This window comes from Myxococcus sp. CA056 (assembly GCF_013336715.1).
Lineage (GTDB): Bacteria > Myxococcota > Myxococcia > Myxococcales > Myxococcaceae > Myxococcus > Myxococcus llanfairpwllgwyngyllgogerychwyrndrobwllllantysiliogogogochensis.
Window position 1 is genome coordinate 162,432 of sequence record NZ_JABUMT010000004.1, and the last position, 11,721, is coordinate 174,152.

General features: G+C 68.6%; 8 protein-coding genes. 3 read left to right on the forward strand and 5 right to left on the reverse strand.

Going from position 1 to position 11,721, the window contains the following annotated elements:
* Nucleotides 1–11: 11 nt before the first annotated feature.
* Both HUA76_RS19210 and HUA76_RS19215 read right to left on the reverse strand, forming a co-directional pair.
* A complete protein-coding gene (locus HUA76_RS19210; RefSeq protein WP_174461720.1) occupies nucleotides 12–3,131 on the reverse strand; it encodes a poly(A) polymerase in 3,120 nt (1,039 codons plus the stop codon).
* A gap of 116 nt (nucleotides 3,132–3,247) precedes the next feature.
* Nucleotides 3,248–4,612, reverse strand: a complete 1,365-nt coding sequence (locus tag HUA76_RS19215; RefSeq protein ID WP_141644614.1) for a BamA/TamA family outer membrane protein — start codon at nucleotides 4,610–4,612, stop codon at nucleotides 3,248–3,250.
* A 171-nt stretch (nucleotides 4,613–4,783) separates the two neighbouring features.
* Here HUA76_RS19215 and HUA76_RS19220 point away from each other — a divergent pair, with 171 nt between their 5' ends.
* Both HUA76_RS19220 and coaA read left to right on the forward strand, forming a co-directional pair.
* Complete coding sequence (locus tag HUA76_RS19220; RefSeq protein WP_141644615.1) at nucleotides 4,784–5,515, forward strand: M90 family metallopeptidase; 732 nt, start codon at nucleotides 4,784–4,786, stop codon at nucleotides 5,513–5,515.
* A 64-nt stretch (nucleotides 5,516–5,579) separates the two neighbouring features.
* Nucleotides 5,580–6,530 (forward strand): type I pantothenate kinase, encoded by a 951-nt coding sequence (coaA, locus tag HUA76_RS19225; protein WP_141644616.1) that lies wholly within the window; start codon nucleotides 5,580–5,582, stop codon nucleotides 6,528–6,530.
* Nucleotides 6,531–6,906: 376 nt separating this feature from the next.
* Here the strand turns inward: coaA and HUA76_RS19230 are convergent, their stop codons facing one another.
* Complete coding sequence (locus HUA76_RS19230) at nucleotides 6,907–7,374, reverse strand: GNAT family N-acetyltransferase (protein ID WP_174461998.1); 468 nt, start codon at nucleotides 7,372–7,374, stop codon at nucleotides 6,907–6,909.
* Nucleotides 7,375–7,415: 41 nt separating this feature from the next.
* Nucleotides 7,416–9,677 carry a tetratricopeptide repeat protein gene (locus tag HUA76_RS19235; RefSeq protein WP_174461722.1) on the reverse strand — a complete coding sequence of 754 codons (2,262 nt, stop codon included), beginning with the start codon at nucleotides 9,675–9,677 and terminating at the stop codon, nucleotides 7,416–7,418.
* A 153-nt stretch (nucleotides 9,678–9,830) separates the two neighbouring features.
* On the opposite strand from HUA76_RS19235, the gene HUA76_RS19240 reads away from it, so the two are divergent.
* Nucleotides 9,831–10,694: an NAD-dependent protein deacetylase gene (locus HUA76_RS19240; protein ID WP_141644618.1), complete on the forward strand. Its 864-nt coding sequence runs from the start codon at nucleotides 9,831–9,833 to the stop codon at nucleotides 10,692–10,694.
* Between the two features lie 15 nt (nucleotides 10,695–10,709).
* Here the strand turns inward: HUA76_RS19240 and HUA76_RS19245 are convergent, their stop codons facing one another.
* The gene (locus HUA76_RS19245) at nucleotides 10,710–11,615 is read right to left on the reverse strand and encodes a LysR family transcriptional regulator (protein WP_174461723.1); all 906 of its coding nucleotides are present in this window, start codon (nucleotides 11,613–11,615) and stop codon (nucleotides 10,710–10,712) included.
* Between the last annotated feature and the right edge of the window lie 106 nt (nucleotides 11,616–11,721).

The following is an 11,721-nucleotide window of genomic DNA, read 5'->3' on the forward strand; positions in this document are numbered from 1 at the left end:
GGTGCAACGCGTTACGAGGCCTGTGAGTCCAATCCGCCCCTGTTGTTTCCCCGTAGAAACTCCACCTGGAGCACGGTGCCTTCGGGACGGTGCGCCCACTCCAGGAAGGATGCGCGGAAGGACTCCACGGCCTCGACCAGCGGGCTGCCCGCCTTCCAGGCCAGCGCGCCCGCATCTTGCGCATCCCGGGTGCTCAGGCCGATGACGAAAGAGCCCTTCGCGGGTGTGGCCTGAAGCGGGCGTACGGAGAGCCGCCGGTCTCCCTCCAGCCGGTACACCAGGGCCGTGAGATGGCCGAGGACCCAGCCCACGGCGACTTCGTGGTCCTCCACGGAGCGTGCTTCGACGGACAGGCGCAGCCGCGTGGGCAGGTCCTGGGCGGTGTCGACAGGTTGGAACAACGCCTCCCACGCGAGAGTCGTACCCGCCGCGCGGGCTTCCGCCACGAGCGCTCGAGCGCGCATCCACTCATCGCGGAGGACGCGGAACGTGGAGCGCGACACATTGCGCGCCGTATTCCGCGCGGGTGCGGCCGGGGCGATGACGGGCAGCAGGTCTCGCTTGCCATCCGGACGATAGCGCGCCAGCTCCGGCGTGAGGGCCACGGGCTGTGGCCAGGGCCAGGTGGCGAAGGTCCCGAAGAAGTGGGCGAGCAGCTCCGCGTCGGTCTTCACCGTGCCCGGCGCCGCCCTCGTGAAGGCCCACGTCGCGAGCACCGTCCACGACAGCCCGCCGAGATAGCCGAGCGCATGCGAGTAGACGCCCCGGGCCTTGGCCCACGTCTTCACCGCGCGAAGCAGGGTCCGGAAGCGCTCGCGCTGTCCTTCGTCCTCGCCCAGTGTTTCCAGCACGCCTTGCATGTCCGCGAGTCCCAGGACGGAGCGGAGTCCCGCAACATCCAGCTCCTCTCCATGGAGCGACAGCAGCGTCGAGGGCTCGCAAGGAGCCACGCCTTCGGGACGGCTGGCGTAGGACACCTCGAAGCTCACGCCTCCCAGTGACAGCTTCACCAGGGGAATGGCGGCATCGGCCACGAATCGCGCGGAGCCCGATGCGGAGGGCGGCTGCTTCTCCAGCTCTCGAAGCAGTGCATGCGCGAAATCCTCACGGGAGAGGGTGGCGGGGCCAATGGCCACCGCGTCCACGTCGCTGTCCGGTCCATCCGTGCCGAGCAGCGATGAGCCATAGGGATGCAGCGTGGTGCCCACGCGTTCGCAGAGCTCCTTGAGGCCTTTCACCGCCTGGAGTCTGGACGCACGTGACGCATCGGTCGCTTGGGCGCACAGGGTCGCGAGCACCGCGCGCAGCGGGGTGTCTTCCTGCCCGGCCGCCGCCTGCGACTCCGCCGGCCCTGGTTTCCGGGACGGGGCGGATGCTCCCAGGGGAATTCGCCGCACGACTTCGAACGGGGTGTCGCCCTTGCGACGGATGATGCAGACCTCGTTCACGCGGAAGCTCACCGGACGCCAGCCTCGGGCCCACGAGGAGATCGTCCGTTCGAGTTCCACGTCCCCCGTGCGTGGAAGCTGTCCCACGGAGAGGTGCGGTGTGAATCCGTGGGTTGGGGGCGCGCACTCGGGCACGGCCGCCACGAGCTTCGCGTGCAGAGCCGCCAGCGCGTCTTCGGGCTGGGTGTCTGGCCGGAGCCAGGCCGTCGCATTGGCCCGGTGCTCGAAGTGGGCGAAAGAGGAGAGCGTCACGTCGAAGGGCTCGATGTCTCGGAGCGTCTCCGCGAGCACCGCCTCGGCGGTGTCGAAGTCCTCTTCCGGGAGGAAGGGGTAGAGCAGCGTGACGTGTGGCATCCACCGCTCGAACTTCGCGTCGTGCTTCTTGCGCAAGGCCTGGATGGGCGGCCACGCGGCCTCGGGTGGAATGAGCACCACGGCCGTGTGATGGACCCGTCGCTCCGCTCCCGGGAGGGTGCTGGGCCGCGAGGAAACCTCACGCGCCAGGACACAGCGGACTCCGAAGTGGTCGGAGGCGAAGAGCGCGTCTCCCAAAGGAGTCGGAGGCCCGGCCAGCGGGGCCTCGCCGAAGAGGCCAACGGCCTCCGGAACGAGTCGACCCGATGGAGACTTCACCAGCACGCGGTCCGGTCGTTGGAGTCGACCGGAGACGGTGGTGAGCGCGGCCAGCGGATTGAGCAGGGGGTTGTAGGTCTCCCCGGTCTCCGAGGGCCGCAAGGTGGGCCACGCATCCACGAAGCCCGCCCGTGTGAAGGTGTCCGCCTCCTGCTCTCCTTCTCCGAAGTTGAAGTCACCGGCCAGCACGATGTCCGGTGCACCGCCTTCAGCCGATGCCGTCAGCTCACGAGCCCAGTCGACGAGCGCCTGGACTTGCACGCCTCGCGCGGCGGCGCCTGACGCATCCCGGTTGCTCGTGAGGTGAGGCGTGGCGACCCACAGCGAAGTGCCCGCCACCCGCAGCTCGCCGGCGATGATGCGCTTGTCCCGGGAGAAGACGCGCTGCCACACCGAGGCGAAAGGCACGCGCGACAGGAGCACCTGGCCATAGGTCTCCACCGTGTTCGCCTCCGGGCCGTCCGACACCCAGTAGTGCTCACGTACCCACGGCTCATCGAGCAGGGCCTGCAGGAAGGAGGTGGTGACTTCCTGGAGGGCGATGACGTCCGCATCCGTCTCGCGCAACAGGTTCATCGTCGCCGGAGTCCTGCGTTCGGTCTCCAGCTTCTCCGCGTCATACAAGTCGAAGAGGACGTTGAACGTGACGACGGTGAGCACGTCCGGTGTCGCTGCCACCTCGTTCGGGGAGGGCGACACCTTCCTCCATTCCTCCGCGCGCGTGTCGTAGCGATAGGAGGGGAGGGGTGTGAAGCCAGGAGCCGCGCTCGCGCGACGCGGTGCGGGCGCGGGCTCCTCGGTAGGGGACGCGGTGTGACTCAGCCGGTCGATGCGTTCCTTGCGGTCCCACATCACCTCGCGGCCACGCTTGAAGTACCAGACGCGGTGCCACGGAATCTCACCGTCTGGGACGAAGGCCTCGAAGGGCATCTCCTCCAGGGCCTCGCCGTGCGCGTCGTAGCCGATGACGAACTCGCGAGCCTCCAGGCGAGGGTCCCACCGGATGCGGTGATACACCTCGCGGCTCGTCGTGAAGCGTTCCTGGGACATGGCGAGCACTCACAAGAGAAGGGGAGACTTCCGCCGACTACATCTGAGGCTTCGGAGAGAGGCCAGCGGACGCGTCGCACCTGACGCCACGCCGCCGGCCCGGCTGACAGTCTGCTTCAGGTCGGACTCACCCCCGCCACCAGATAGAAGCGGAACTCCCCGGAGTTGACTCCGTAGGCGGCGTCCACTCCCACCAGGGGCAGCACGAGGTTGCGCAGATAGAGCCGCAACCCCGCGCCCAGGCCCTGCGCCAGGGTGGCGCCCTTCAGTCCGCTCTGGCTGTCGGGCAGGTAGCCGCGCACCACTCGCCCATTCACGTCCCGCAGCTCGCCGTCCGAGGGCAGCTCCCTCCACGCCATCAGCCCCGTGTCGGAGAAGCCCACGCCCCGGAAGGACAGGGAGCGGATGGTGAAGAGGGGGAAGTGATACTCGGCGGTGAAGGACAGCCGGGTGTCGCCTCGGAACTGACGGTGGACGAAGCCCCGCAGGCCGTTGCCTCCCATCACCAGTTCCTGGTGGAAGGGCAGGTCCACGCCCGCGGCGGCTTCACCGCGCAGCACCAGGTTGTGCTCTTCGAACAGGCGCAGGCCATGGCGGTACAACAACCCGAAGCGCCGGTAGCGGAAGTCGCTCCACACGCCGGGGTTGGACACCTCGTAGGAGGCCTCCAGGTTGAGGCCCTCCATCACCGCGTGGAGGTTCTGCCGGGTGTCGATCCCCACCATCAGGCGCAGGGAGGTATCTCGCTGCGAGGGTCCGATGGAGAACGCGGGCGTGGTGACCTCCTTCTCCGGGTCCGGGGACTTCGCGTCGATGCTCATCAGCCGGTACTTCACGGCGGCGCGCACGCGCTCGAAGAGCATCACCCCCAGCTCGCTCGAGATGGACGCCGAGTTGAGCCGCGTGCGCCGAACGACGACCGGGTCCTCCTGGCCCGCTCCTGGCTGGTACTCGTCCATGCGGTCGCTGCGAAGCTGGCCCTCCAGGCTGAACCGCAGCTGCGGCAACCCAAAGAGGTTCGGGTCCAGGTAGCCGGCGAAGATGCCGCTCTCCGCCGTGCTCACCTGCGCGGCCGTCGCGAACTTCTTGGCCCGGCCCCAGAGGTTGTTCTCCGCGTACAGCAGGCCGCCGCCGATGTTGTCCGAGGACAGCGCGAACGTGGGTGCCACCACCCAGGACGCCTTGTCCTCCACCTCCAGGATGAGGCGCACACGGTTGGGGGCCGTGGGCTCCAGGCTCACCTTCACCTCCTGGAACAGGCCGGTGGCGACCAGCCGCCGCTCCACCTTGTCCAGCTCCTCGAAGGTGATTTCGTCGCCGGTGTCGATGCGCGAAAAGGAGCGCACCGTCTCCGGCAGCGTCTTCTCGGGGCCGCGCACCACGACCTCGTCCACCACCTGCCCCGGACCCTGCGCGTCCGCCTGCCCCGACAACAGGGCGATTCCCAGCGCCGCGCACCACTTCACCACACGTCTGCTCATGACTCGTCGCACGTCCCGTGACTGCATCGGGGCCGCCGGCCTGGACCCATAGGGGCCCACCCTACCGCCCCCCGTGCCTCGTGGGGCCACGGACTGTGGGCAAGGAACTTCCGCGAAACATTTGCTATGCCTGACCCCAGGAAGCCCTGGGACCCCCGGGGCGCCGACCCGATGACCGGTATTTTTCGTCAGCTGCGGCGCCGACGTCTCATGCGTCGGCCCTTTCCTCCCGACTGGCTCGGCTACCTCGACGCGCGAGTGCCCTTCTTCGCCACGCTGTCTCCCGCGCTGCGCGACGACTTCCTCGCCAAGCTGAAGGTCTTCGCCTGGGAGAAGGAGTTCATCGGGGCCGGGGGACTGGAAATCACCGACGAGATTCGCGTCGTCGTGTCCGCCACCGCCGTGCAGCTCGTGGTGCACCTGGACCTGGCCTATTACGACCGGCTGCGCGAAGTCATCGTCTACCCCGATGCCTTCCTGCTGCCAGACCGCACCGGTGTGGTGCTGGGCGAGGCCAAGAACTGGGGCTCCGTCATCCTCTCCTGGGCCGCGGTGCTCGGGGGCCTGCGCAATCCGGACGACGGCCACGACACCGCCACGCACGAGTTCGCCCACGTCCTGGACCGGGCGGATGGGGCCTTCGACGGGACGCCGAAGCTGCGCAGCTATTCGCACTACCGGACCTGGGCCTCGGTGATGAGCGAGCACTACCATGGGCTCCAGGAGGGACGCCCCCGGGAGCGCCAGGTGTTGGATGACTACGGCGCCGTCAACGAGGCGGAGTTCTTCGCGGTGGCGACCGAGAACTTCTTCGAGCGCCCCACGCGGATGCGCGAGAAGACGCCGGATTTGTATGAAGAGCTGAAGCGTTTCTACGGCTGGGACCCTGCCTCGGGCACCTGAGTCCGCGCGCGGCCTGCCCCGCTGTGGTAGGCGCGATATCCAGCACCCGCAGGAGAGACTCGCAATGTCCGCACCCGCTGCGCCCTCGGTGTCCATGTTCGTCGAGCTGGAGCGCGAAGCCTGGCGGGCGCTGCGCGCGTCCACGCCGCTGACGCTCACGACGGAGGACCTGGACGGTCTGCGGGGGCTGGGTGAGCACCTGGACCTGGAGGAGGTCTCCGACGTCTACCTGCCCCTGTCCCGGCTGCTCAATCTCCAGGTGGCCGCGGCCCAGCGGCTGTGGATGGAGCAGCAGGCGTTCCTGGGGGGCTCCACCAGCAAGGTGCCGTTCATCATTGCCATCGCCGGCAGCGTGGCGGTGGGCAAGAGCACCACGGCCCGCATCCTCCAGGCCCTGCTTGGCCGGTGGCCGGACCATCCTCGCGTGGAGTTGGTCACCACGGACGGCTTCCTCTTTCCCAACCGCGTCCTCACCGAGCGTGGGCTGATGAAGCGCAAGGGCTTTCCGGAGAGCTATGACCGGCGCGCGCTGGTGCGCCTGCTCGCGGAGCTGAAGGCGGGACGTCCAGAGGTGTCGGCGCCGGTCTACTCGCACCTCGTCTACGACGTGGTGCCCGACGAGGCGAAGGTCATCCGCCAGCCCGACATCCTCATCCTGGAAGGGCTCAACGTGCTCCAGTCCGGCGCCACCGGACAGCGGGTGCCGCACACCTTCCTGTCGGACTTCTTCGACTTCTCCATCTACGTGGATGCGAGCGAGCAGGACATCCGCCGCTGGTATGTCGACCGCTTCCTGCGGCTCCAGCAGACGGCGTTTCGCGACGAGCGCAGCTACTTCCGCCGCTTCTCCGACCTGACGAAGGACGAGGCGGTGACGATGGCCGAGTCCGTGTGGGGCGACATCAATGGCCCCAACCTGGCGCAGAACATCGCGCCCACTCGCTCGCGCGCCCGGCTCATCCTGCTCAAGGGACCGGACCACAAGGTGAAGCGCGTGCGGTTGCGCAAGCTGTAGTCCGCCCGTGTCAGCGCGCGGTGGAGGGACCGCGGTTGGCGAGCGGTTGTACCCGGGGTGTATGTCTGGGACATTTCAGCGACACATTGGGAGTCACCGCATGCCCCTCCCTTCGATTCACCGTACGGTCCGCTCAGTGATGGTGCTTGCGCTGTCCCTTCTGTCCGGTCCGAGTCTCGCGGCGGACGCGGGCTCCGACGGGCGTCCGGCGGGCTTCGAGTGCCCGGTGCGAGTGGACGGCACCGAACACCTCTTTCGGGTCGCTGACGCGGAGCCTCCAGCAACGGCATCCCCTTGAGCTCCAGGGGGCGCGAAAACCACGGCGCCTGTCACACGTAGCGTGAGGCGCTCCAGTCGCGCGTGAACGAGGCGTTGCTCAGCGTCGGGGGCGGCGGACCATCTCGACGTGGGGGATGCCGTCCTCGTCGTAGATGTCACCCTCGGCGACGAAGCCGAGGCTTGTGTAGAAGGCCCGCAGGTAGTCCTGCGCGGAGATGCGGATGTCCGCGTCGGGGTAGAGGGCTTCGAGCCGGGTGATGCCTCGCGCCGTCAGCTCTCTTCCCAGTCCACGCCCTCGCGCCCTGGGTGACGTCACCACGCGGCCCAGACTGGATGCGCCGGGGAACTTCACGTCGGGTGGGAGGATGCGCAGATAGGCGGCCAGGAAGGACTGAGGGCCCGCGTCCTTGAAGGCGAGGAGGTGGAGGGCGCTCCGGTCCAGCCCGTCCACGTCCAGGTAGAGCGACTTCTGCTCCACGATGAACACCTCCTGGCGCAGGGCGAGCACGTCATACAGCTCGTCCAACGTCAGCTCCGAGAACGCCTTCCATTGCCAGTTCGGCATGCGGAAGGCGTCTACCACGGATGCTCGCTCCTTGCGGAGGTTCAGGCGGTGCGGGACTCAGCTCTGGTGTCGTGGGGAATCTCCGACAGCAACACGTTGAGTGCATCCACCTCTTGCCGCACGTGGTCCGGCCGGGACTGGACGATGTCGATGGCGCGCTGGAGCGCGTGCCTCGCGGCGTCGAGCGCCTGGTGCTCGACGTGGAGCCTCGACAGGTCCGTGAGCAGGGGCACCAGATACGGGTGTTTTTCACCGGCGGTCTGCTCGAGTCGACCCACCGACTCCTGAAGCAGGGGATAGGCGACCGGGTGCTGGTGTTCTCCCAGGACGACGGCCGCATGGTGCAGGGTGAGGGCTGCGGCCAGGCGGTCCCGCTCCTCGTCCGTCACCTCCACGGGCGGGGCGGCCTCATGGCCCTGACCCTCCAGCGTGTTCTCCAGGTTCGAAAGTAGCTCTCTGCCCAGCTCGGCCGTGAGCGCTTCGCCATCGATGAACAGCGTCAGCGCGGACGTGTCTTCGACAGGGCGGTGACCAGGGAAGCCCGCCACGCGTTCGATGCGCTCGGACGGAGGCGGGTGGGTGTCGTACGCGTCCACGGGGCACGCGAAGAGCTGCGCATGCATGAACGCCTGGAACTCGAGCGGCGTGTCCCGGGCCACCACGTCGATGGTGTGGAACAGGTCCTTCGTGGGCCTTCCCGTGGCGCGCAGCCCCACCGTCACGCTCATGCCGCGCTTGAACGCGTCACTGCCTTCCACCGCCTTCGTCAGCGCGCGAGCGAAGGTGTCGCCGCCATAGGCGAGCGCGGACACCCGGTCCGCGAGCAGCTCCCTGCGGCGTCCGTGCCCGGCGGTGATGCGCAGGTGGACGAAGAAGTACGTGCGCAGGAACCACCACACCGGATTGATGGCGGCCCAGCCCGCCGCCTGGATGGCGTGGAGCATGCGGACCATCTGGATCTGGATGCGACCGATGATGGGAGTCAGCCGCGTCTCGCCATGGGAGAAGTGGCCATACTCGTGCGCGAGGATGGACTTGAGCTCGGAGACCGTGAGCAGTCGCACGACGCCCAGCCCCAGTTGGAGGACTCGCTCACCACGTCCCAGCAGCACCCTCAGCCGTCCTCCTCGCTCGCTCACGCCGATTCCCGTGCCCGCGTCGATGAGGACGCGGTCCACCTTGCGCGACTTCGCGACGTCCGCCACTTCCTCCAGCGCGGCGAAGAGGCGCGGGGCCTCCTCGCGTTTCAGCGCGCGGCCTTCGTCTGGCTGGGCGTCGCGGAAGAACAAGCCCCGGAAGATGCCGATGATTCCACCGAGGCAGGCAATCACCACGATGAACAGGAGCTTCACCGGGATGACGGGCATCATGGCCATGGCGAGGAGCAGTCCTCCGAACACGGCCAGGGTCAGCACCACCATCATCGGCCCGGCGACGTAGAACAGCAGGGACGAGAACCAGAGCACCGCGATGTAGATCCGGTCCACCAGTCGCTCGCTCGCGGTCTGCTCCTCGCGCAGCAGGTGCAGGTCGCTCGCCTGGAGCCGGCCCATCTGCGCCGAGGACAACGCTCGGCCCGCGAGCCAGGAGAGCAGCAGCCCCAACCCCAGGAACAGCGCCATCCCGAGGGGAATCCCCACCAGCAGCCACCCCCTGCGCCGGTCCTCGAACCGCTCCTCGACGACCCGCAGCAGTCCCTGGGTGGCGCCCAGTTCACGGGCTCGCCGGGCCGCTTCCCGCGCGGCCTCGTTGTCTCCCCGGGTCTCCAGAATCACGGCGAGCAGCGCATGTCCCTCGCCATTCCAGGGCGCGAGCGCCGTCAGTCGCCGTGCATGGGCCAGCGCACCCTCGACCTCGCCCGCCTCGAGGGAGCGAATCCCCGCGTCGAAGAGCGACTCCGGGTCGTGAGCGTTCACGCCGTGCTCCGACGACATCCCCAGGCGCGCTTCCTCCATGGCCGACAGGTGCCGTCGGACGGCGTCGAGCTGACCTTCGACCTCCTCGCGATGCCTCGGGTCGATGCCGCGCGCGAGGGCCTGACTCAGCGCCGTCTCGGCCTCGGCGAAATGGCCCCGCTTGAGGCGCAGCCGCCCGTGGAGCCAGTGCGTCGCGGGATGCTTGGGTGCATCCGCGAGCAAGCGGTGGAAGTTGCGCAACGCCTCTTCCGGCTGGTCGTTCCGCAAGGCCGCGTCAGCCTGCTCATACGCGGCCTGAAGCCCGGGGGCGCCGTGGAAAGGGGGCTGCTCGGTCGCCGAGGCCGGAGCCTGGGAGGCGAAGAACAGGACAAGAACCAACGCGTACATGTACTTCCTCGGAACTGGCCCCTGATGCCCACTCTAACACGGGCGCCGAGCAGAGGCCCGACCGCCGGCCTGGCCCGCGAGGTGGGCGTCGCGGTGGGGGCCCGACAGGGAGTCTGGGCAAGCCGCCGGGGAGGCCATTATACCTAGGCCGCCATGACCCCTCTGTCGCAGACGTCGCCCGTTCCCGGGGCCGCCCAGGATGTGGACGCCCTGGTCTCGTTGCTGCGCGGACGGCGCACCGTGGTGCTCACCGGCGCGGGTTGCAGCACCGAGTCAGGCATCCCGGACTATCGCGGGCCGGGCACGCGGGCCCGGGCGCGCAATCCCATCCAGCACCGGGAGTTCCTCCAGCGCCCCGAGGTGCGGGCCCGCTACTGGGCCCGGAGTCTGCTCGGCTGGCCCCGCTTCGCTTCCGCCCACCCGAACCCCGCTCACCGGGCGCTGGCCGCGCTGGAGCAGGGTGGACATGTCCCCGGCCTCATCACCCAGAACGTGGACCGGTTGCACCACGCCGCGGGCAGCTCGCGCGTCATCGAGTTGCACGGCGCGCTGGCTCGCGTGCGCTGTCTGGACTGTGGAGCGCAGGAGGCGCGTGTCGACCTGCAGGCGCGACTGCTGGCGCTCAACCCGGACTTCTCCCACCAGGTGCTGGAGCTTCGGCCGGACGGTGACGCGGAGCTGTCGTCGGAGGCGCTCCAGTCCTTCCAGGTGCCCGCTTGCGTGCGCTGTGGCGGGACGCTGAAGCCGGACGTGGTGTTCTTCGGCGACAACGTGCCCGCGCCCACGGTGACGGAGGCGTTCGCCTTGCTGGAAGAAGGGGACGCGCTGCTGGTGGTGGGCTCGTCGCTCGCCATCTACTCCGGCTATCGCTTTCTCGTCCGCGCCGCGGAGCGCCACGTGCCCATCGCCATCCTCAACCTGGGCGAGTGTCGTGGCGTGGAGCTGGCGGACCTTCGCGTGGAAGCGAGCGCTGGAGACGTGCTGCCCAGGCTCGCCGAGGCGCTGGCGCGAAGCTGAGCGCGTCGTCACCCGTCAGGGCAGGCGCACGTGCGTGGTGAGGTGGTCCACGAAGGCGCGCACGCGCGCGGGCAGGTGTCCGCCCTGGCTGAGGAAGAGGGCATGGATGACCTCCGTGTCGCCGGGGTTGTACTCCTCCAGCACGGCCACGAGGCGGCCTTCGTCCAGGTCGTCCTTCACCTGGAAGCGCGCCAGCCGTGCCAGACCCACTCCGGCCAGCACCAGTTGTCGCAGCGCTTCACCGTCGCTCGCCTGGATGTTGCCGACCGGGGACAGCGAGAGCTGCGAGGAGGACTCCGTCAGGGGCCAGCCCTCGATGGCGCGCGCGTAGCTGAAGCCCAGCCGGTTGTGTGACGCCAACTCGCCCGGAGTCTTCGGCACGCCCTGGCGCTTCAGGTAGTCCGGCGAGCCGACGATGACCATCCGCGTCTCACCGAGCCTGCGCGCGGTGAGCTGGGAGTCCTTGAGCTGCCCGTGGCGAATGGCCACATCCGTGCGGTCATCGAGCAGGTCGATGAGCTTGTCCGTCAGCGTGAGGTCCACCGTCACCGACGGATATCGGGCGAAGAAGCCGGGGAGCAGGGGGATGAGGATGCAGCGCCCGAAGGCCGGGTTGGTGTTGATGCGCAGTCGCCCACTGGGCTCGTCGCTCGCGGCGGCACCGCGCTCCGCCTCGTCGAGTTCACCCAGGATTCGCACGCTGCGTTCATAGAAGCCGCAGCCTTCCGGCGTGAGCTGGAGCGCGCGCGTGGAGCGATTGACCAGCCGAGCCCCCAACCGCTGCTCCAGCCGGGCCACCAGCTTGCTCACCGCGGAGGGGGTCATCCGGAAGGCTCGCGCCGCGGCGGAGAAGCCTCCCAGCTCCACCACCTTCACGAAGACTTCCATCTCTCCGAAGCGATTGACGTCCAGGCGAGCCATGGTGAGCCGAACTCACAAGTCCTATTCCGCACGTCGCTCTACCGCAGCGAATTCGCCCCGTCCATACAAGGCCCCATCCAACTTCTTCACGGGAGGGCCGCGAATC